The following is a 21,936-nucleotide window of genomic DNA, read 5'->3' on the forward strand; positions in this document are numbered from 1 at the left end:
GCCGGCCCGGCCTCGTTGTCGGGGTGGCGTGTAGCACGCTTTGCTTCTCGTCTGGGCCCCTAGCTCATGCTTGGTTAGAGCAGCGAACTCATAATTCGTTGGTGCCGGGTTCGACTCCCGGGGGGCCCACCAGATTCGCTTCCACGGTTGTCCGGGGAAGCCTCGAAACCCGCGATGCCGCACGGCGTCGCGGGTTTTTCTTTGGTGCGCCGCCTGAATGTGTCGAACGTATTGAACGCGTTCGTGCCGACGCTGCATGTCGCATCTTCGCCACCGCGGAAACACCGAAAGCGTGCCGCCCCGATATCAATCGAAGTATGCTGTAGCGCGATCCGGTCGCACGCTGGTCCGCAGCGCGCGTACCGTGGACCCGTGCCGCGCTTCGTCCGGCAGCCGGAAGCCAGAACAATCACAATCCGACTTCGCCCGACCTTGGGGGCGGCCAACATGATCATGCTGCGTTCGTGGGGTGCGATTCTGTCGTTGCTGATGCTCGTTGCGTGCGCGAGCCTGCCGCCGCAGGCCGATCGCACGCCGACGCATGCATTCACCGATACGGACAATACGCGGCTGGGCGTCGCGTTCCAGCAGCAGGCCGCCGCTCATCCGGGGCAGGACGCGTTTCATTTGCTGACCGATCCGGTCGACGCGCTGGATGCGCGCGTGCTGCTCGCCGACCGTGCCGACCGCTCGCTCGACCTGCAGTACTACATCTGGCACGACGATCTGACCGGGCACGAACTGGCCGATGCGATCATTCGCGCGGCCGATCGCGGCGTGCGCGTGCGCGCGCTGCTCGACGATCTCGGCACCAACGCGGACGACCGCAAGCTGCTCGAGATCAGCTCGCATCCGAACATCGAGATCCGGTTGTTCAATCCGGTGGCCACGCGCCGGTTCAAGAAGATCGGCACCGTGTTCGAGTTCTCGCGCGTCAACCGGCGCATGCACAACAAGGCGATGATCGCGGACAACCAGGCGGCGATCGTCGGCGGCCGCAATATCGGCGACGAATATTTCGGCGCATCGTCGATGCTGGAGTTCGGCGATCTCGACGTCGTCGTTCACGGCCCGGTCGTGAAGGACATCTCGACGGAATTCGATACGTTCTGGAATTCGCCGTATGCGTATCCGATCGATACGCTGGTCGGGCACGATGCGGCGCCGGGCGGGCTCGATCGCGAACGCGAGCGACTGCGCGACTACCTGAGGGCGATGGAGGACAATCCGTACGTGCTCGAGGCCCGGCAGCGACTCGACCGGATCGTCCATGGGCAGGGCACGGAGTTGTCGTGGGGGCATGCGACGGTGTTGTACGACGATCCGTCGAAGATCGCGCACGCGCCGAAGGACAGCGACGGGCACCTGATGCCGCAGTTGCGCGCGCTTGCGTTGCAGCCCCGGCACGACCTGCTGATCGTGTCGCCGTATTTCGTGCCGGGCAAGGAGGTGGTCGAGCGGTTGCGCGCGCTCGTGGCGAGCGGCGTGCGCGTGACGGTGCTGACCAATTCGCTCGCGTCGACCGACGTGGCGGCCGTGCATGCCGGCTACCGGCGCTATCGAAGCGATCTGGTGAACGCGGGCGTGCGGCTTTACGAGCGCCGGCCATCGGGCGACAAGAGCATTTCGAAGCAGGTCATCGTCGGCTCGTCGCGCGCGTCGCTGCACGCCAAGACCTACGTGTTCGATCACACGAGCATTTTCATCGGGTCGATGAATCTTGATCCGCGCTCGCTGAACCTCAATACGGAGATCGGCGTTTACTGCGAGAGCCCGGCGATTGCGTCGCAGGTCGCCAACGATCTGGAGGCGCGGCTCGACCAGATTGCATGGCGTGTCGACGCGAGAACCGATCCGGCCGGCAAAGGGCGGCTCAAGTGGATTCAGACGGACGCGGACGGGAAGATCACCGAGATCGATCACGAGCCGGAGGTATCCGTCCCGCGGCGCATGGAAGTGTGGTTCCTCGGGCTGTTTCCGATCGAATCGCAACTGTGAGCGACGTTCAGCGCCGCGCGCGGCGGTGCCGATCGATGATGTCGGCGAATTGCATTGCCGCCGTCTCGATCGTCGCGTCGCTCAGCCCTGAATAGCCGAGGACGAAGCCGTTGTACCGGCGGCCGTCGCCGCGGCGGCCGTTACCGCGGTGGCCGTCTCCGATGCAGTAGTGGCTCAACGGTTGCAGCAGCAAGCCGCGGGCGGCTGCGGCACGCGCGACGTCGGTATCGCGCAGCGGCACCGCGAGATCCGCGGAAAGATGCATGCCGCCCGGGCTTTCCCGCACGCTCAGCGACGTGCCGAGATGGCGCGCGAGCGCCGCTTCGAGGCTGCTGCGCCGGGCGGCGTAGAGCGCCCGCATCTTCCGCAGGTGCCGCGCAAACAGGCCGCTGTCGATGAATTCGGCCATCGCCAGCTGGTCGGCCGAGTGACCGCGATGGACGAGTTCGCGCAGCGTGCCGGTGAAGCGCTCGACGAGCACCTGCGGCACCACCATGAAACCGAGCCGAAGAGCGGGAAACATCGTCTTGCTGAACGTGCCGAGATAGCACACCGGGGCATCGGCATGCAGGCCCTGGATCGCGGGCAGCGGCTGGCCGCCGTGACGGAATTCGCTGTCGTAGTCGTCCTCGATGATCCACGCGCCGCATGCGCGGGCGCGCTCGACGAGCGCCGCGCGTCGCCGGGGGCTCATCAGCGCGCCGAGCGGGTACTGGTGCGACGGCGTCGTGTAGATCAGCCGCGGCGGGCGGGTGTGCCACTGCTCGTCGGTCGGCGCCATGCCTTCGCGATCGACCTCGATCGGCACGGGATTCAGGCCGGTCGACCGGAATGCGGTCCTCGCGCCGTTGTAGCAAGGATTCTCGAGCCAGCCGTAGTCGCCGGGATTCGCGAGCATGCGCGCGCAGAGTTCGAGGCTGCTCTGCGTGCCGTCGGTGATGAATACCTGGCCCGTGTCGCAGCGTACGCCGCGCGAGACGCGAATGTACGCGGCCACCGCGCGCCGCAGTTCGGGTAGCCCTTCGACCGGCCCGTACGCGAGCCGGGCGGGCGTGATGGTCTTCCATGCACGCTCGATGCACCGGCGCCACTGGGCAACCGGGAATTCGTCGAGGGAAGGGAGGCCGGGAACGAACGGCAGCATGCGTTCGGGCTCGGGGTCGGCGTTCTCCAGCCCCTGCACGCGCGCCGACAGGTGAACCGGTGCAGGGCCGTCCTCATGGACGGCGCTCGGCCGGCTGCATCCGTCCCATAACGTGATCGTGCCGTTGCGCGTGGCCGCGACGAAGCCTTCCTCGGCCAGGCGCTCGTACGCATAGACCGCGGAATTGCGCGCGATGCCAAGTTCGGCCGCGAGCACGCGCGTCGACGCGAGCCGCGTGCCGGGCGGCAGGTGCCCGTCCAGCAGCATGTCGCGCAGGCTCCGGTAGAGGGCTTCTTGCTGGCTATGTGTCGTCGCGCCGTCCTGTCTGGAAAGCGATGAGATGAGCAGCGCGAGATCCATGGGCTGGTTCCAGAAATTTTCCTTGTGCTGGTTCTTTCGAAGATGCCACGCGCATCGTATCGTTCATGTTCTCGCGGGGCAGGCCGGTGCACGCGCATTCTTGGCGATCGGCGCGGCTTTGCGATACGCGCGTATTTTGCTCGATTCGGCAAGCGACTGTCGATGGGTCGGACGACCGCGCGCTCACGCCCGGATACGGCACGATGCCGATACCATTCATTTCGCACTACAGATCTATGAACGACCGGACTCCTCTCTCTTCCACGCCACGTACGACGGTTCGCCGCCTGCCCGAGCTGGCGAGCCACGATCGCACGATGCTCTACCGCATCGTGGACGACGCGTACGTCTGTCACATCGCGTTCGGCGACGGGCAGAACACGCACTGCATCCCGACCGCGCACTGGAGAAAGGGCGACGAGCTCTATATCCACGGGTCCAACGGCAGCCGGATGATCAAGGCGCTGTCGGCTGGCGCGCAGGCTTGCGTCGCGATGACGCTTCTGGACGGCCTCGTGCTGGCCAGGTCCGCGTTCAATCATTCGATGAATTATCGATCCGCGGTGATCTACGGGCAGTTCGACGTGGTGGAAGGCAGCGAGGAAAAACTCGCCGCGCTGGATGCATTGATGGACAAGATCGCGCCGGGCCGCAAGCACGAAGCGCGGCCGGGCAATTCGAAGGAAATCAATGCGACCGGCGTGCTGCGGATTTCGATGTCGGAAGCGGCCGTGAAAATCAGCGATTCGCTGCCGTCCGACAAGGAAGAGGATCTCGGGCTGGCGGTCTGGGCCGGGATCTTGCCGTTGAAGACGACGCGCGGCGCGCCGGTGCATGCCGACGGTAACGTGCCGGTGCCGGATTATGTCCGGAACTGGGCCGATTGAGCGGCGCGACGAGGCCGCATCGGAAGAGGCGAGACGGCACGGCTCGCAGAGGACCCGCGAAGGTTGCGCAGCCTTCGCGGGTCGTCGGATGCGGTTGCGTACGAGACGTCGCGCTTGCGCATCCGGTTCGGTCAATGGCTCGTCAGCGCGCGAAATCCGACGTGCTCTGGATGAACGCGTTCAGCTTCGAGATGTTCACGCTGCCGAAGCCCGTCGTCGCATCCCAGCCTGCCTTCGCCTTGTAGCCGTAAGTGCCGCTGCCGTTGTTGCCGGACGTGACGTCGTGCAGCAGCGCCGCGTTGCTCGGGAAGTACTTGTAGATGCTCGACGCGGGGAACCCGAGCGTATTGTTGTTGGCCGACTGCAGCCGCGCCCAGATGCCCGTGAAGATCGGCGCGGCGAGGCTCGTGCCGCCTTCGTTGTTCAGGTAGCCCGAACCCCACAGCGTGTCGGACGTCTGGCCGTTCACGACGAGGATCGCGCCCGTGCGCAGGTCGGCGTCGAAGCCGACGTCGGGGAGCGCGCGCTTGGTCGAGCCGGTGAGGGTCGACGACTGCCACGTCGGCGCGGCCTCGTACTTGCTGTAGCCGCCGCCCGTCGACCATACGGTGCCCGGCTGCCAGCTCGGATCGTTCCAGACGATTTCGCTGTTGTACGCATTGGTCGACGTATTGGTGAACAGCGTCGTGCCGCCCACCGCGATCACGTACGGCGACGTGGCCGGCTCGCTCACCGTGTAGGTCGAACGCGACGGCGTGCCGCTCGCGCATTCGTACGCGCCGTGGTCGCCGGCGGAAACCGAGAAGGTTTGCCCTTGCGCGACCGCCTGCTTGAAGATGGTGTCGTCGGTGGCCTGCGAGCCGGTGCTGTACGCGGACGATTCGCATACGCCGAGCGATACGTTGATCACTTTCGCGACGTTGTCGGTCACGGCCTTGTTGTACGCGGCCGTGATCGCGGTGAGCGTCATCGACGGCGCGGTATAGAACACGACCTGCTTCACGCTGCCGCCGGCCGTGCCGACGATCGACTGGCTGTCGAGGTTCCATTCGACGGTGCCGTCGGTGTCGGTGTACGAACTGCCGGCCGGGCCCGTCTTCACGATGCTGCTGCTGATCGTGCCGAGGCCGTTGTTCGCGGCGAACGTATTGAGGTCGCTCACCGTTTGCGACAGATCGCCTTCGGAGATGATGCCGACCGTGGTCTGCGAGGCCGTCGGCGTGCCGTCGCCGCCGTAGATCGACGAGAATTCGGTCGGGTTGTGCGGCACCGCCGACGCGCCGGCCGGGATCGTCAGGTTGCTGGTGTTGCCTTGCGGCTTGCCGCCCGCGCCCGTATGCATGAGCTCGACGTTCTGCAGGCCGAGCACCGCGCCGACGATGTTGCCGATCGCGTTCGGCACTTGCGCGGCGTCGGTATTTGCATAAACGCTGCGGCCGTTGCGCGTGAAGCGCTTGAGGGTCGTGCGGAACGCGGACTGGACGGTTCCCGCGGTGCCGGACGCGGAGACCAGCAGCCGGTTCGGCGCGACCACGATATTCACGAAGCCGGCCTTGCGCAGATGCGCGACGACGGACGCGACCTGCTGGTCGGTCGGCGCATATTGCGCGGCGAATTGTGCAGGCGTCAGGAACTGCCGGTAGTGCGGCGAACCGGGCGTATGCAGGTCGCGCAGGTACTGATCGAGCTGTGCTTCGTTGCGCAGGTTCAGCCCGAGCACGATGTCCACCGATTCGCCGGGCGCCATGTCGATCGCGGCGGCCGCCGCGGCAGCCGTGCTCGCCGCGGGCGCGCCGGCCGTGCCGGCTTCGTTCTGCTGCACGAGCGGCAGGAAGCCCTTGGTGCGCGTTTCCGTCCAGCCGGCCGCGGGCGCGGCATGGGCGGTCGCCATGCCGAACGACGCGGCTGCGGCCGCGGCGGCGAGTGCGAGATTGACGGTGCGAATGTGCTTTTGTTTCTTGTTTGCAACCTGATTCATTTGAATTACCCCTCCGGTTGAACAACGAACGGCACGAACAACGATGGTCGACAGCGGTGCGGTCATGCACCGCCGCTTTCTGTCGCATGCGGGCGGGTGGCACGGACGCGACAGGGCCTTTCGCCCGATCCGGAAAGCGGTTTTTTCTCCGGGGGCGAAATACGAAAAACGCGGTAACGGAAAGGCTGCGCCGCAGGGCGGCGCAGTCGCGCCGGATTCGGCGCGGGCGGGAATGCTAGAGCAACAGCTTCGTTGTCCTGCTCATTTGATTCGATCCTTCGGCCCGCTGCCGGATGGCAGCCGTCCAGTGAAATGCATCGGGATGCTGCACGCGCCGGCGGGCGAACGCATCATTCGGCGGCGCGTACTTCGGTGCAGCGGAAGCGAAAAAAACGTGGAGCGGAATCGTTTGCGTGGCAGGCAATCCGTCGGATTGCTTGCATCGGACGGTATCAAGAACGAAAGTATGATGTCAAACTTTTTTTGATTATATGAAACAAAGTTAAAGCTGATAAAGCGCAATGATTTTGAAAAGATCGGCGGTATTTTGTAATGTTCGAAACCGGCAACGCAGGTAATGCCGAAAGCGACTCGCCGATCCTTTCCGATGCGTGTTGCAATGGCCAGTCGTTATCGAGGAAATGCTCGAATCGGCGGGGCCTGTCGTTCGGCGACCTGAAGGTCGTCGACGATCCGGAACAGCGCGTCGACATGCCGAAGCAGCGCATCGCGCGAGGACGCGTCGGCATCGGTGGCGAGCGTCCTGATGGCGTCGAGCCGAGTTTCGAGTTCGGCGAGCCGGGTGCGCGTGACGCGACTGTTGCCGGAGAAGGTGGCCGTCGCATCGGATGAATTCGCAGGTTTCATTGAATGAGTCATCGCATTGAAATGCTCGATGAAGCGCGACAGGTCGGCCGGACAGCCGGCACGGGAAACCGTGCGCGCCGACGAATCGCCGGCGACGGTCCGGGCGGCGGTGTCCGCCATGGCGTCGAGCGTCGCGAGCATACGGTGGATCAGCCTGAGCAGGTCGAACGCGGCGGCCAGCAGGCAGACGAACAGCGCCGTCGCCGGCACCAGGTAAGTGGACGCACTGCGGAGCATGACGTCGGTCGTCGCGTCGCGCAGCAGCGCGGCCGGCGCATGCAGTGCGTGGACGAAGAACGCGACGGTGCAGGCGAGCAGCACGACGACGCTCGCGGCGAGGCCGAACGCCCGCCCGATCTGCCGGCCGGGCCGTGCCGACAACGTCACCGCACGCCTCGCAGCCGGTAGCCGACGCCGCGCATCACTTCCGGCATGCCAGGTGCGCCGGCCTGTTCGAGTTTCTTGCGCAGCCTGCAGATGTGGCTGTCGACCGTGCGCTCCAGTGCGCTCACGTCGGCCATGCACGCGTCGAGCAACTCGCCGCGCGTGAATACGCGGCTCGGCGATCTCGCCAGGTGCGCGAGCAGCCGGAACTCCGTCAGCGTCAGCGTGATCGGCACCTCGGTGCCCGCCGTGCGCACGCGGGCCAGATAGCTGTCGGTGTCGACCTCGAGGTCGCCGACGCGCAGCATGCGCGTGGTCGGCGGCGCGACGGACCGGCGCAGGATCGCGCGCAACCGCGCGACGACTTCGGCCGGGTTGAACGGTTTGACGATGTAGTCGTCCGCGCCGGCGTGCAGGGCCTGCAGCCGGTCGAGGTCGCGATCGAACGCGGTGACGACGACAACGGGCGTATTGTCGCGCCGTCGCAACTCGGCGAGCACGTCCCAGCCGTTTTTCTGCGGCATCTTCACGTCGAGCAGGATCAGGTCGGGCTTCAGGCGCGGCTGCACGTCGAGCGCCGCTTGCCCGTCGGCGACGCGGTAGGTGCGAAAGCCGTCGTGCTTCAGGTATGCATCGAGGATGTCCGAGATGTCGGGCTCGTCTTCCGCGATCAGTATCAGGGAATTCGTCATGGAATGTACCGTGCGATGTCGAACAGTCGGGGCGGCCCGTGGCCGGGCCGGGGCACGCCGTTGCGCCACGCTGCCGCACGGGGCGCAACGGCGTCGTTCGTTCAGTTCTGCGCCAGGCGCTTCGACGGTGCGACGTCCTGGTCCGTCAGACCGCCGCCGAGCGCCTTGTACAGCGCAACGGCATTGCCGAGCTCGTCGCGGCGCAGGTCGAGCAGCGTCTGCCGTGCCGCATAGAGCTGCCGCTGCGAATCGAGCAGCTCCAGCCGCCCCTCGACACCCGCGCGATAGCGCAGGTTCGACAGGTCGGTGCGGCGTTCGGCCGAAGCGACCACGCGCGTCTGCGCGTCGATCTGGCGGCCGAAGGTTTCGCGCCCGGCGATGCCGTCGGCTACTTCGCGGAACGCGGCCTGGATCGCGCGTTCGTATTCGGCGATCGCGCTGGACTTGCGCACTTGCGCGAGACGCAGCTCGGAACGCAGCCGGCCACCCTGGAAGATCGGCACCGTGACCTGCGGCGCGAAGCTCCACACGCGCTGGCCGCCGTCGAACAGGCTGCCCATCGCTGGGCTGAGGAAACCGATCGACGACGTCAACGACAGGCGCGGAAAGAACGCGGCGCGCGCGGCGCCTATGTCCGCATTCGCGGCGACGAGATTTTGTTCGGCCTGCTGGATATCCGGGCGACGGAACAGCAGCTCGGACGGCAGGCCGGCCGGCAATTGCGTCATCACCGGTTGCTGCTGAAGCGGTAGCGGCTCGGGCAGATCCTTGGGCAGCTCGGCGCCGACCAGCAGGCGCAGCGCGTTGCGCGCCTGCTCGACGGCGCGCGTGCGCGCTTCGAGGTCGGCCGTCGCGCTCGCGACCTGGCCTTCTGCCTGCGCGATGTCGACGCCGCTCGCCTGATGCGCTTCCTTCAGGCGGCGCGCGAGATCGAGCGATTGTCGCCAGTCGGCGAGCGTGCGCTCGGACAACTGACGCTGCTCGTGCGCGAGGCGTTCGGCGAAGTACGCGTCCGCCACGCCGCCGACGAGCGAGATCTGCACCGCGCGGCGGCCGTGATCGGTTGCCAGATAGCGCGCGAACGCGGCATCCGATTGCGACTTCACGCGGCCGAACAGGTCGATCTCGAACGCGCTGATACCGACGTTCACGCCGTACTGGTTTTGCGTCGTGCCGAACAGCGGTGGATTCGACTGCGTGTCGTCCGACGTGCGCTGGCGCATGAAGTTCGCGCCGGCGCCGATCGACGGCAGACGCGCGGCGCGCTGGATGCCGTACTGCGCTTCGGCGGCCTCGACGTTCAGCGCCGCCACGCGCAGGTCGCGGTTGTTGTCGAGCGCGAGCTCGATCAGGCGCTGCAGGCGACGGTCGCCGAACATCGTGCGCCAGCCGAGATCGGCGGCGTTCGCGTGGAGATCGGCGGCAGCGGCGGCCGTGTAGGCCGTCGGCACCGGCATCGAGGGTTTGACCAGCGTCGGCGTGAGCGAGCAGGCCGACAGCGCGAGGACGAGGGGAAGAATAAGCAGTCGCATGGCATCAACCTTCCTGTCCGTGAGTCGGGGCCGCCGGCTGCTTGCGGGAAGCCCGCCATGCGCCGATGCGCTCCTGGATGCTCATCACGAACACAAAGAAAACGGGGACGAAGAAAATGGCCAGCACCGTGGCGGTCACCATGCCGCCGAACACGCCGGTGCCGATCGCGTGCTGCGTCTCGGCGCTGGCGCCGGTCGCGATCATCAGCGGCACGACGCCGAGGCCGAATGCGAGCGAGGTCATCAGGATCGGGCGCAGGCGCAGCTTCGACGCCTGCACGGCTGCCTCGATCAATCCCTTGCCTTCCTCGCGCAATTGCTTCGCGAACTCCACGATCAGGATCGCGTTCTTCGCGGACAGGCCGATCACGGTGATCATCCCGACCTTGAAGAACACGTCGTTCGGCAAGCCGCGCAGCAGCACCGCACCGATCGCGCCGATCAGGCCGAGCGGCACCACCAGCATCACCGACAGCGGAATCGACCAGCTTTCGTACAGCGCGGCGAGCACCAGGAACACGACGATCATCGACAGCACCATCAGCATCGGCGCCTGCGACGCCGACTGGCGTTCCTGCAGCGACTGGCCGGTCCACTCGACCGCGAAGCCCGGCGGCAATTGCGCGGCGAGACGTTCCATCTCGGCCATCGCCGCGCCGCTCGACTGGCCGGGGGCGGCGGTGCCGGAGATCCGCGCGGAAGGGTAGCCCTTGAAGCGCACCATCTGCAGCGGCGTGTCGGCCCACACCGGGCGCACCACTTCGGAAAGCGGCACCATGCCGCCGGCCGCGTTGCGCACGTACAGCTTCATCACGTTGTCGATCTGCATGCGCGCCGGCGCGTCGGCCTGGATGATCACCTGCTGCATGCGGCCGGCGTTCGGGAAGTCGTTCACGTAGGTGGAGCCCATCGCGGTCGACAGCGTGTCGCTGAGCGTCGCGAACGACACGCCGAGCGCCTGCGCCTTCGCGCGATCGATTTCGAGGCGGATGCTCGTGCCGGCGGGCAGGCTGTCCGGGTACACGCCGGTTACGACCTTGCTTTGCGCGGCGAGTTCGAGCAGCCTGGCTTCCGCAGCCTTGAGCGCGGCCGTGCCCTGGTTGGCGCGATCTTCCAGGCGCATCGAGAAGCCCGAGCTGTTGCCGAGTTCGTCGATGGCCGGCGGCAGCAGGCTCATCACCGTACCTTCGGTCACGCCGGCCATCGCCTGCTGCGCGAGCATGCCTTCCTCGAGCGTCGACGCGCCGCCGCGATTCTTCCAGTCCTTCATCACGGACCAGTTGATTGCCGCGTTCGGGCCCTGGCCCGAGAAGCCGTAGCCGATCACGGAAATGCTCGACTGGATTGCCGGACGCGAAGCAAGATGCCGCTCCAGCGTCCTGACCACGTCGTGCGTGCGCTCGGCGGTAGCGTCAGCGGGCAGCAGAAAGCTGGTGATGAAGTAGCCCTGATCCTCGTCCGGCAGGAACGACGACGGCAGGCTGCGGAAGCCGAACACCAGCGCGCCCGCAATCGCGACGAACACCAGCATCACGCGGCCCGTGCGGCCGACCAGGCGGCCGACGCGCGTCTCGTACCATTTCGTCAGGCGGTCGAAGCGGCGGTTGAACCAGCCGAAGAAGCCGCGCTTCTCGTGGTGGCCCGGCGCGAGCGGCTTGAGCATCGTCGCGCACAGGGCCGGCGTGAGCGTCAGCGCCAGCAACGCGGAGAACAGGATCGACACGGCCATCGACAGCGTGAACTGCTTGTAGATCACGCCCACCGAGCCGCTCGCCATCGCCATCGGCAGGAACACCGCGGTCAGCACCAGCGTGATGCCGACGATCGCGCCCGTGATTTCCTTCATCGCCTTGGACGTCGCGTCCTTCGGCGACAGTCCCTCCTCGGCCATCAGGCGTTCGACATTCTCGACGACGACGATCGCATCGTCGACGATGATGCCGATCGCGAGCACCATGCCGAACATCGTCAGCACGTTGATCGAGAAGCCGGTCAGCAGCATCACCGAGAAAGTGCCGAGCATCGCGACCGGCGCGACGATGGCCGGGATCAGCGTATAGCGCACGTTCTGCAGGAACAGGTACATCACGAGGAACACGAGCACCATCGCCTCGAACAGCGTGGCCAGCACTTTCTCGATCGAGATCTTGACGAACGGCGACGTGTCGAGCGGGATCGAGTAGGTCATGCCCGACGGCATCGACTTGCTCAGTTCGGCCATGCGCGTGCGGATCGCGTCCGCCGTCTTCACGGCGTTGGCGCCCGGTGCGAGCTGCACGCCGGCGAGCGTGGCCGGCCGGTTGTTCTCGCGGCTCACGAACATGTAGTTTTGCGAACCGAGCTCGACGCGCGCGACGTCGCCGAGCACGACCTTCGAGCCGTCCGCGTTCGCGCGCAGCACGACCTTCGCGAATTCCTCCGGCGTGGTGAGCTGGCCCTGCGCGGTGAGCGGCACGGTCACGCGCTGGCCCGGCAGCGCGGGCAGCGCACCGAGACTGCCCGGCGCGATCTGCACGTTCTGCTGGCCGATCGCGGTCGTCAGATCGCTCATCGACAAACCGAAATTGATCAGCTTCTGCGGATCGACCCAGATGCGCATCGCGCGCTCGGAGCCGAACTGCAGCACACGCCCGACACCGTCGATGCGCCGCAATTCCTCGGACACGCTGCGCGCCATGTAGTCGGCGAGCGCGCCTTCGTCGAAGCGGCCGCTGTCGGAGCGCAGGCCGATCAGCATCAGGAAGCCGGACGACGCGGATTCGACGATCAGCCCGTTCTGGCGCACGGCGGCAGGCAGGCGCGGCTCGATCGACTTGATCTTGTTCTGCACGTCGACCTGCGCCATCTCCGGATCGGTGCCGGGCTTGAACGTGACGGTGATCTGCGCGCTGCCGGACGTGTCGGCCGACGATTCGAAGTAGAGCAGGTTCTTGACGCCGGACAGCTCGCGCTCGATGAGGCTCAGCACGCCGTCGTTCATCGTCTGGGGCGTGGCGCCCGGATAGTTCGCGGTGATCGTGACGGACGGCGGTGCGACCGACGGGTAGCGTGCGACCGGCAGCTGCGGGATCGCGATCAGCCCCATCAGGATGATGAAGAGGGCGATCACCCACGCAAACACCGGGCGGCGGATAAAGAATTCAGCCATGGCGGGAGGCTCCTCGTGACTCAGTGCGCGGATGCGGCGGCCGCGTCAGGCGACTTCCAGTCGGTTGCGGCAGCCGCCGCGCCGTCGGTCAGGCGTTCCATGCCTTCGACGACGATCTTCTGGCCGGCCTGCAGGCCCGACTTGATGCGGTAGCTGCGGTTCGTGAGCTCGCCGACTTCGACGGCCTTCAGATGCGCGTTGCCCTTCGCGTCGAGCACCCATACCTGCGGCTTGCCGCCGGCGCGCACGACGGCCTGTTGCGGCACCATCACGGCGTTTGCGTAGTGGGCGCGCGGAATGCGGGCGCGCACGTACATGCCCGGCAGCAACTGGCGCTTCGGGTTGTCGACCAGCACGCGCAGCAGCACGTCACCGGTGCCCGGATCGACGTTGACGCCCGAAAACAGCATGCGGCCCTTGACGTCGTAGCGCGTGTCGTCGTCGCGCAGCACGTCGACCGGCAGGCCGTTGCCGTCGGACGCTTGCGGTTGAGCCGCGAGCGCGCCGCGCAGCGCGTCGAGCGAGGCGGCCGGCTGGCGCACGTCCACGTATACCTGGTCGATCTGCTGGATGCGCGCCATCGGCTGACTGTCGCTGCTCGACACCAGTGCACCTTCGGTCACGAGCGCCTGGTCGATGCGGCCGGCGATCGGCGCTTCCACGGTTGCGAATTTCAGGTCGAGCTGGCGTCGCGCAAGCGTCGCGCGGGCCTGCGCGACGTCGGCCGCGGCCTGGTCGCGTTGCGATACGGCGTCGTCGTACACCTGGCGGCTGATCGCATCGGCCTCGACGAGCGGCTTGAAGCGTGCGGCCTGCACCTTCGCGCGTTCGAGTGCGGCCTGCGCGCGCTGCAGCGATGCGGCGGCCGTGTCCATCTCCGCCTTGAACGGCGCCGGATTGATCTGGAACAGCGGCTGGCCCGGACGAACTTCGGTGCCCTGTTCGAACAGCCGGCGTTGCACGATGCCGCTCACCTGCGGCCGGATCTCGGCCACGCGCACGGCCGCGACGCGGCCGGGCAAGTCTTCGGTCACGTCGACGCGCGTGGCGGCCACGGTCATGGCCGCCACCGGTGTGGCCGGCGCGGCGGCCTGCTGTTCGGACGGCCCGCAACCCGCCAGCATTGCCGCCACCAGCGCGCATACGGCGCCGTGGCAGCATCGTTTCTGATTGTTCATAGCGACTCCAGGAAGCGCAGGCAGCCCACTGCCTGCTTTGACGGACCGGAGTCTGACGCGCGTAGTTGGTGTCTTTGATGCGGAAAGATGGAGATTCGATGGAGGTGGCGAATGGCACCGAAAAACGATGGCGGCGGGGGCGGACGACGCTTGGCGGCACGCTGGCTGGGGACGACGGGTCTGCCGGGTGCCCGGCGTCGTGTCGGCGGCGGGGCGCGCGTGGATGCTGCCGAAAGCGGTGCGTGGCGACGAGCGCGCCATTGGCCGATCGCTATCGGGACCCGGCGCAGGCATCGCGCGATATCGAAGCGGACCCGGCCAGCGAATGGGCTGCGCCTTTCTTCATGCGGTACGGGATCGACCATCCCGATCCGGAGCGGATCGCATTCTATCGTCTGCTCGACGAGTATTTTCGAGTCGGAACGTGAGCGCGGACGACGCACGGATCGATTTTTCCTGTTCCGTACGTCAACCGAATTTCGTAGTACTCCTGCTGTTTCCGTGCGAATTTCCGCATTCGCTACGAAGTTCCGGCGTCAGTCGCGATCCCGCCACGCGTACGCGAAACGAAGGCCGTCGCCGAGCGTGCACTGGAAAACCTGCGCGGGTGCGACGGGCTGGTACGTGGTGGGCGAAAGCGAGCGTACCGTCACCGTCGCGCTTTCGTCCTGCATCACGCGGTACTGGATCAGCTCGAGTACGGTCGCGCCGCTCGGCTGGACGGTGAGGTGCTGGTTGGCGAACGCGAGCGTATTGCCGCCGACTTCCATGAAGTCGCGTATCGCGAAGCCGCCGGACACGGTGGGCGCCGCTGCCTGGGTAGCCGCCTGCTGCGCGTGCTGGCACTGGTTCGGCGAAAAGATCGCGGTGACCGTCGCGCCGGCAAAGAGCCGCGTGCGCAACTGACGATACGAATTGGCGCTGTCCGGCTGGGGGCTCGCGGCGGCGGCAGCGAGACTGGTTGTCGCGCCGGCGGCAACCAGAACAATGGCGAAGCGATTCAGCATTTTCCCGTCTCCGTGCGATGAAACCAACGGCACGATAGCACGGCGCATCCGCATCGTTCAGACGGTCGATCCGTAGTCGCACTACCGTTTGGCGCCGGCATCCCGCAGTGCGTCCGCGGCATACGTGTTGTCGTGCGTCAGCGCGAGTTGAAGCAGCGATTGGCCGCGCCGGTCGACATGGTTCGGATTCGCGCCATGCGCGACGAGCAGCGGAATCAGCTCGAAGCGGTTGAACAGCGTCGCGAACCCGAGCGCGGTTTCGCCGGCGCCGTTCGTCTGGTCGATCGGGCAGTGCGTGTCGATCAGGCGCCGCGCGATGTCGGGTTCGTTCTTGAAGAGGGCGCCCATCAGCGCCGTATTGCCGTGACGATCGCCAATGCACGCATTGGCGCCCGCCGACAACAGGTAGTCGAGCGCCGCAGGCTGCCCATCGTACGACGCGAGGATCACGGCCGTATAGCCGTGGCTGTCGGTGGCGTCGATGGGATAGCCGGCGTCGTGCAACGCGCGCAGGATATCGACGCGGCCGACGCGCGCGGCGTCGAACCAGTCGTCGTCATAGCGGCGCAGCGCGGCAGGGTCGGCCTTGCCGTATGCAGGCCGGTCGGGCAGGTGCGCGCAACCGGCGAGCGCGGCCAGCGCGAGCGACGCCGCGGCCGCGCGGATCGCGTGGGTGAAGCGTTCGGATCGCATGAGGATGTCCTGATGAGGTGGCCGGGCCGACGTGCGCGGGGCGAGCGCACACGTCGGCAGCGACCGTCGTCGCGGGATCAGTTGTCGCTCAGCTTCGCCGCGAGCGATTGCACTTGCTGGACGTTCGCGTGAACGGCCTGCGCGAGGCGCGTACCGTAATCGGCGTCGGCCTTGTAGAAGTACGACAGCATCGCGTACTGGTTGTGCGCGTTCTTCACCTGACCGAGATCGCCGGACAGCGCGGTGACGAGGTCGTCCTTGTCCTGCTGCGACAGGCTGCGGTAGTACTCGCCCGCCTGACGGAACGGCAGCTTCTTGCGGATCGCTTCCTGCTGCGTCGTGCCGCCGAGCGCCATGCGGACCGACTTGTACTGCGGATCCTGCGCGAGTTCGTTCAGCGTCGACGGTTCGTAATTCACCTCGCCCTTGCGGTCGCCGGCATTCATCTTGCCGTCCTGGTTGTTGTTGACGACCGGTACGACCGGGCGGTTGATCGGCAGATCCATGTAGTTCGCGCCGAGCCGGTACATTTGCGTGTCGGCGTATGCGAACAGGCGATCCTGCAGCATCCGGTCTTCGGACGGTTCGATGCCCGGCACGAGCCGCGACGGCGCGAACGCCGATTCCTCGGTCGACTGGAAATAGTTATCGGGCACGCGGTTGAGCGTCATCGTGCCGATCTTGCGTTCAGGCACGCCGGTCCAGACCTTCGTATCGTCGAGCGCGTCGAAGTCGAAGCGGTTCAGGTCCTTCGGCGCGAGCACCTGCACGTACAGATCCCACTTCGGGAAATCGCCCTGTTTCAGCGCGCCGTACAGGTCGTTCGTCATCATGTTCCAGTCGCGGCCGATCGATGCAGCGATCTCCTGCGGCCGCAGGCCGTGCACGCCTTGCTGGCTCTTCCAGTGGAACTTCACGTAGTGCACCTCGCCCTGCGCATTGACGAACTTGAACGCGTGCACCGCGAAGCCGTCCATGCGGCGATACGAATCGGGCATGCCGGCGTCCGTATACAGCATCGTCAGCATGTGGGTCGCTTCTGGCGTGTGCGCGAAGAAATCGAACGCGAGGTTCGGATCCTGCACGCCGGTCACCGCGCTCGGTTTGTTCGCGTGCACGAAGTCGGGGAACTTGATGCCGTCGCGGATGAAGAACACCGGCCAGTTGATGCCGACCATGTCCCAGTTGCCCTGCTGCGTATAGAACTTCACCGCGAAGCCGCGCGGGTCGCGCGCCTGCTCGGGCGAGCCGCGATAGCCCATCACGGTGGAGAAGCGCACGAACACGGGCGTGCGGGTGCCGGGCGTGAAGACCTTCGCTTTCGTCAGGTCGGAGATGTCGGCGCTCGGCACGAACTCGCCGAATGCGCCGGTGCCGCGTGCATGCACGACGCGTTCCGGAATGCGCTCGCGATCGAAGCGCTGCAGTTTCTCGATGAGTGCGGAGTCCTGCAGCAGCACCGGGCCGGCGGGGCCGGCCGTTTGCGAATTCTGGTTGTCGCCCACGGGCGCGCCGGTGTCGCGCGTGAGTTCGGCGGCATGCGGAGCAGCGGAGAGTGCCACGCAGATCGCGGCGACTGCGTGCCGCAGCACGCGATGGGAAGATGAGGACATGACGATGGAACTCCTTGAATCCGATCGGTGGTGGGGAAGCCGACTGAATTAGAAGAGATCGTCAGACGATTGGCTAATTGATATTCGATATGTTTTCGATAGCCGTGGGGTCGATGCCGCGCGAACCCTTCGTTGCGCACGAAACGAAACCGTATCGTTGCGCGCGCAGGGAGTCGTTGCGGCGCGCATGATGCATCGGCCGTGCATGATTTCTGGCGGCGCCGTCAACCGGCGCTCGTTTGCCATCCGAGCCCGAGGCTCTTTTGTATCGACACGTAGTTCTTGATCAGTTCGGCTTGCCCGGCGATCACGTTCTGCTGCGCGGAGAGCGCTTCGCGTTGCGTATCGAGCAGGTCGATCATCGACGCGACGCCCGCGCGATAGCGCTGGTCCATCAGCGCGCGCGAATGCACGGCCGACGTCTGCACCTTCGTCAACGCGACGACGTGCTCGCGCTGATGCCCGTAACGCTGCAGCGCGGTGTTGGCATCCTGCAATGCGCCGAGCACGGCCTTCTGATAATTCGCTTCCGCTTCGTCGCGCGACGCTTCGGCCGCGCGTACCGCGCCGCGCGTGCGTCCGAAGTCGAGAATGTTCCATTGCAGGTACGGCGCACCGATCCACGTGAAATTCTGCTTGCGGAACAGGTGGCCGGGGTCGGTCGCGCTGAAACCGAGATCGCCGAGCAACGTCACCTTCGGGAAATAGTCGGCGACGTGCTCGCCGATCTGCGCATGACTCGACGCGAGCCGGCGTTCGGCCGCGCGGATGTCGGGGCGCTGTTTCAGCAACGTGGCCGGGTCGCCGATCGCGACGCTGCCGGGCAGCGTCGGCAACGCTGCGTCCGGGGTCGACAGCACGGCGTCGAGCGCGCCCGGCGCGCGGCCCGTCAGGATCGCGAGACGGTCGAGCGATTCGGTTACCTGCGCATCGAGCGGGATCAGCGACGCGCGCGTGTTCTCGACCTGCGTCGTCAGCCGCTCGATGTCCGCATCGGCCGCGACGCCGCGCGCGCGGCGCTGCTGCGTGAGTTCGAGCATCTGCTGCTGCAATTGCGCGGTGCGCCGCGACAACGCAAGTCGTTGCTGCTGGTCGCGCAGGTCGACATACGCATTCGCGACTTCGGCCGCGATCGACACCTGCGTGTCGGCGAGATCGGCATCGACGGCTTCGGCCTGCGCGGAAGCGGCTTCGACCGCGCGGCGCGTGCCGCCGAACAGGTCGATTTCCCAGGTCGCGTCGAAGCCCGCCGAATAGAGTTGCAGCGGCCCCGAGCCGCCGAGCGACGGCGACGTGCCGCCCGACTGGCCCGAGCCGCTCGACGGCAGCAGCGAACCGAGCGCGCCGACGTCCGGTTCGCGCATGCGGATGGCCGCGACGGTGGCCGACGATTTCGGCATCTGCGCGGCGCGCTGCTGCGAGAGCTGCGCGCGCGCCGCGCGCAGGCGTGCCTGCGCGGCGTGCAGATCGGGGTTGTACACGAGCGCCGCGGTGATCAGCTCGTCGAGCTGCCGATCGTTCAGCGCGTGCCACCACGCGCTCGGCGCGGGTGCGGTGGTGTCGACGCCGGTGGCCGGCGCACGCACGAAGATCGGTGCATCGGGTGCGGCGGGCGCGCCGCGGTAGTCGGGGCCGACCGTGCAGCCGGCGAGCAGGCACGCGGCCGCGCACAGGGTGAGCGCGGGGCGGCGGAGCAGGGGGAAGGATTTCATCGCGTATGACGGGTCAATGGCCGGACGACATCGGTTGCGGCCCGCGCGGCGTTCTCAGCAGCAGCGCGAGCGGCACGCAGGCGAGCAGTGCGAGGCCCAGCAGATAGAAGGTTTCGGAATAGGTCATCACGACGGCCTGGATCTGGATCTGCTGCGCCAGTTGGCCGAGCGCGCGCATGTTCGAATACGCGAGATCGCCGGTGTGCGCGAACCAGTTGGCCGCATAGGCCGACAGTCGATCCTGACCGATGGGCGAGTTCGCGGTCACCGATTCGCGCAGCGCGGCCGTATGGAAGGTCGTGCGCCGATCGATCACGGTGCCGATGATCGCGAGCCCGATCGAGCCGCCGAGGTTGCGCGCCATGTTGTAGAGCCCGGCCGCATCGCCCGAGTCTTCGCGCGCGACGGCCGCCATCGACGCCTGGTTGAGCGGCATCATCGCGAGCATCTGCGCGAGGCCGCGGATCAGTTGCGACCACACGAAATCGTGGCCGACGCTCTGCGCGGTCAGGCTGATGTCGAGCATGCAGCTCAGGCAGAACAGCAGCAGCCCCGTGATCACGAGAATGCGGAAATCGACCTTGCCGAGCAGACGCGGCAGGATCGGCATCACGAGAAAGGCCGGCAGCCCGGACAGCAGCATGATCGCGCCGGCCTGTTCCGCGTTGTAGCCGGCGACGATCGCGAGGAACTGCGGCAACAGGTAGGACACGCCATACAGCCCGGCGCCGACGGCGGACACGATCACGATCACGCTCGCGTAGCGCGGGTTGCGCATCAGCGACAGCCGCATGATCGGCCGTTTCGCGAAGCGCTGCGACAACGCGATCAGGATCATCCCGACCAACGACACGATGCTCAGCGTGACGATCATCTGCGATTCGAACCAGCGTTCGCGCTGGCCTTCCTCTAGCACGACGGTCAGCGAGCTCAGGCCGATCGCGAGGCCGAGGATGCCGAGCCAGTCCGCGTTGAAGAACGCACTCCATTGCGGTCGGTCCGACGGCAGGCCGAACACCAGCAGCGCCATCAGCAGCAGGCAGACGGGCAGGTTCAGGAAGAAGCACCAGCTCCAGTCCACGTTCTCCGCGAGCCAGCCGCCGAGCACGGGGCCGAACAGCGGCCCGAGCAGCACGATCAGGCCGAACATCGTCATCCCGACCGGCAACTGCGACAGCGGCAGGCGCGTGCGGATGATCGTCTGCGCGGTCGGGATCAGCGCGCCGCCGGTGAAGCCCTGGCCGATCCGGCCGGCGATCATCATCGGCAGCGAATGCGACCACCCGCACATCATCGAGAACGCGATGAACAGCGCGGAGTTCGTCAGCAGGAAATTGCGCAGCCCGAACACGCGCGTGAGCCATGCGGCGAGCGGGATCATCACGATTTCCGACATCAGGTAGCCGGTCGAGATCCACGTGCCTTCGGTGCCGGTCGCGCCGATTTCGCCCTGGATCTGCGGCAGCGCGGAGTTCGTGATCGAGATGTCGAGCGTCGCCATCAGCGCGCCGAGCGCACCGGCCGCGACCGCGATCCAGTCGGTCACGCTCGCGCGGCCTTCGTGCGGCGGCGTGGGTATCGTGGCGGGCGTATCAGCCATGATGCTGCTCGTCGCGGGCCGAACGCGTATCGACGTCGACCGTCACCGACAGCCCGGGCAACAGCATGCGTTGCGCGCGGGCATTCGCGGCGAGACGGATGCGCACGGGCACGCGCTGGACGATCTTCGTGAAATTGCCGGTCGCGTTCTCGGGCGGCAGCAGCGCGAACTGCGCGCCGGTGCCGGGCGCGAAGCTGTCGACGACGCCGGACAGCGGGCCGTCCGGCAGCGCGTCGACATGCAGCTCGACGGGCTGGCCGACGCGCATGTTGCCGATCTGCGTTTCCTTGAAGTTCGCGACGAGATAGATCGAGTCGACCGGCACGACGGTCAGCAGGCGCGTGCCGGGCTGCACGTATTGCCCGACGCGCACCGTGCGGTCGCCGACGCGGCCCGCGAGCGTGCTGCGTACGATCGTGTTGTCGAGGTCGAGCTGCGCCTGGGCGGCGCTGGCCTGCGCGGCCTCGAGCTGCGCGCGCGCCTGCTGGAGCTGCGCGGTGAACGACGCGATCTGCGTGCGGGCGGCGGCGATCGACGCGTTGTTCGCGGCGAGCGTCGCGCGCGCCTGGTCGCGCGTGCTTTTCAGGTCGGCCACGCGTTCGTGCGTTTCGGCGCCGGTCGCCGCGAGCGGCGCATAGCGCGTGTACTCGTCGCTCGCGTGTTGCGCGTTGATCCGCGACACCTTCGCCTGTGCGTCGGCCTGTTCGAGATTCGCGCGCTGCTGGCTGATGTCGGCTTCGGCGCGCGCGATATCGGCGCGACGGGCGTCGACGGTCGCCAGCGCTTGCGCGAGCGCCACCTGGTACTGCCGGACGTCGAGCCGTACGAGCGGATCGCCGGCCTTGACGGGCTGGTTGTCGCGCACGTAGACGTCGGTCACGTAGCCGGCGACCTTCGGCGCGGCAGTCATGCTGTCGGCCTGCAGGTACGCATCGTTGGTGCTTTCGATGAAGCGGCCGATCGTCCACCAGCGGCCGAGCCATACCGCGCCGCCGACGGCCGCGAGCACGGCGACCGCGAGCAGGATGCGCCGCTTCGTTCCGCCGTTGCGCGGCGTTGTTCCGTTTTCCTGACGATCTGCTTTCTGTGGCGGGTCTTGTGGCGTCGACATGCGGGATCCAATTTATTCCAAGTGGAAGAATT

Annotated in this window: 17 protein-coding genes and 1 tRNA gene; 5 read left to right on the forward strand and 13 right to left on the reverse strand. The window is 66.8% G+C overall.

The genetic code is table 11. The features are described from left to right. Window positions 1–53: 53 nt before the first annotated feature. Together WT97_RS17760 and WT97_RS17765 are read left to right on the forward strand one after the other, a co-directional pair. Window positions 54–132, forward strand: a tRNA-Ile gene (locus WT97_RS17760). A 315-nt stretch (window positions 133–447) separates the two neighbouring features. Further along, complete coding sequence (locus tag WT97_RS17765; RefSeq protein ID WP_060353941.1) at window positions 448–1,998, forward strand: phospholipase D family protein; 1,551 nt, start codon at window positions 448–450, stop codon at window positions 1,996–1,998. A 7-nt stretch (window positions 1,999–2,005) separates the two neighbouring features. On the opposite strand, the gene WT97_RS17770 is transcribed toward WT97_RS17765, so the two are convergent. After that, complete coding sequence (locus WT97_RS17770; protein ID WP_060353942.1) at window positions 2,006–3,502, reverse strand: PLP-dependent aminotransferase family protein; 1,497 nt, start codon at window positions 3,500–3,502, stop codon at window positions 2,006–2,008. Window positions 3,503–3,738: 236 nt separating this feature from the next. On the opposite strand from WT97_RS17770, the gene WT97_RS17775 reads away from it, so the two are divergent. After that, on the forward strand, window positions 3,739–4,389 hold the full coding sequence (locus WT97_RS17775) for a pyridoxamine 5'-phosphate oxidase family protein (RefSeq protein WP_060353943.1): 651 nt from the start codon (window positions 3,739–3,741) through the stop codon (window positions 4,387–4,389). A gap of 142 nt (window positions 4,390–4,531) precedes the next feature. Here the strand turns inward: WT97_RS17775 and WT97_RS17780 are convergent, their stop codons facing one another. After that, complete coding sequence (locus WT97_RS17780; RefSeq protein ID WP_059793892.1) at window positions 4,532–6,367, reverse strand: protease pro-enzyme activation domain-containing protein; 1,836 nt, start codon at window positions 6,365–6,367, stop codon at window positions 4,532–4,534. A 43-nt stretch (window positions 6,368–6,410) separates the two neighbouring features. On the opposite strand from WT97_RS17780, the gene WT97_RS34145 reads away from it, so the two are divergent. Then, the gene (locus WT97_RS34145) at window positions 6,411–6,854 is read left to right on the forward strand and encodes a hypothetical protein (RefSeq protein WP_156440271.1); all 444 of its coding nucleotides are present in this window, start codon (window positions 6,411–6,413) and stop codon (window positions 6,852–6,854) included. 143 nt (window positions 6,855–6,997) lie between these two features. Here WT97_RS34145 and WT97_RS17785 read toward each other — a convergent pair whose 3' ends face one another. The 5 genes from WT97_RS17785 to WT97_RS17805 form a co-directional block, all read right to left on the reverse strand. Continuing rightward, the gene (locus tag WT97_RS17785; protein WP_257128510.1) at window positions 6,998–7,555 is read right to left on the reverse strand and encodes a histidine kinase; all 558 of its coding nucleotides are present in this window, start codon (window positions 7,553–7,555) and stop codon (window positions 6,998–7,000) included. Window positions 7,556–7,617: 62 nt separating this feature from the next. Next, window positions 7,618–8,310 carry a response regulator gene (locus WT97_RS17790; RefSeq protein WP_060353945.1) on the reverse strand — a complete coding sequence of 231 codons (693 nt, stop codon included), beginning with the start codon at window positions 8,308–8,310 and terminating at the stop codon, window positions 7,618–7,620. Between the two features lie 101 nt (window positions 8,311–8,411). Continuing rightward, window positions 8,412–9,842, reverse strand: coding sequence for an efflux transporter outer membrane subunit (locus WT97_RS17795; RefSeq protein ID WP_060353946.1), 1,431 nt, complete (start codon window positions 9,840–9,842; stop codon window positions 8,412–8,414). Window positions 9,843–9,846: 4 nt separating this feature from the next. Further along, entirely contained in the window at window positions 9,847–12,990 is a 3,144-nt protein-coding gene (locus WT97_RS17800) for an efflux RND transporter permease subunit (protein ID WP_060353947.1), read from the reverse strand. A gap of 20 nt (window positions 12,991–13,010) precedes the next feature. Next, window positions 13,011–14,168, reverse strand: coding sequence for an efflux RND transporter periplasmic adaptor subunit (locus tag WT97_RS17805; RefSeq protein ID WP_060353948.1), 1,158 nt, complete (start codon window positions 14,166–14,168; stop codon window positions 13,011–13,013). Between the two features lie 260 nt (window positions 14,169–14,428). On the opposite strand from WT97_RS17805, the gene WT97_RS33005 reads away from it, so the two are divergent. Continuing rightward, window positions 14,429–14,596, forward strand: coding sequence for a hypothetical protein (locus tag WT97_RS33005; RefSeq protein WP_179949784.1), 168 nt, complete (start codon window positions 14,429–14,431; stop codon window positions 14,594–14,596). 108 nt (window positions 14,597–14,704) lie between these two features. Here WT97_RS33005 and WT97_RS17810 read toward each other — a convergent pair whose 3' ends face one another. The 6 genes from WT97_RS17810 to WT97_RS17835 form a co-directional block, all read right to left on the reverse strand. Then, window positions 14,705–15,175 carry a VirK family protein gene (locus tag WT97_RS17810; RefSeq protein WP_059501189.1) on the reverse strand — a complete coding sequence of 157 codons (471 nt, stop codon included), beginning with the start codon at window positions 15,173–15,175 and terminating at the stop codon, window positions 14,705–14,707. A gap of 81 nt (window positions 15,176–15,256) precedes the next feature. Then, window positions 15,257–15,868 carry an ankyrin repeat domain-containing protein gene (locus tag WT97_RS17815; RefSeq protein WP_059793900.1) on the reverse strand — a complete coding sequence of 204 codons (612 nt, stop codon included), beginning with the start codon at window positions 15,866–15,868 and terminating at the stop codon, window positions 15,257–15,259. A 77-nt stretch (window positions 15,869–15,945) separates the two neighbouring features. After that, complete coding sequence (locus tag WT97_RS17820) at window positions 15,946–17,481, reverse strand: catalase (protein ID WP_060353949.1); 1,536 nt, start codon at window positions 17,479–17,481, stop codon at window positions 15,946–15,948. 224 nt (window positions 17,482–17,705) lie between these two features. Next, complete coding sequence (locus WT97_RS17825) at window positions 17,706–19,193, reverse strand: efflux transporter outer membrane subunit (protein WP_060035758.1); 1,488 nt, start codon at window positions 19,191–19,193, stop codon at window positions 17,706–17,708. Window positions 19,194–19,206: 13 nt separating this feature from the next. Further along, window positions 19,207–20,793: an MDR family MFS transporter gene (locus WT97_RS17830; RefSeq protein WP_059793904.1), complete on the reverse strand. Its 1,587-nt coding sequence runs from the start codon at window positions 20,791–20,793 to the stop codon at window positions 19,207–19,209. Continuing rightward, window positions 20,786–21,904 (reverse strand): HlyD family secretion protein, encoded by a 1,119-nt coding sequence (locus WT97_RS17835; protein WP_059793906.1) that lies wholly within the window; start codon window positions 21,902–21,904, stop codon window positions 20,786–20,788. Before WT97_RS17835 ends, WT97_RS17830 begins: the two co-directional genes overlap by 8 nt. Window positions 21,905–21,936: the final 32 nt, after the last annotated feature.

This window comes from Burkholderia sp. MSMB1459WGS, from assembly GCF_001534535.1.
In the GTDB taxonomy this organism is placed as follows: domain Bacteria; phylum Pseudomonadota; class Gammaproteobacteria; order Burkholderiales; family Burkholderiaceae; genus Burkholderia.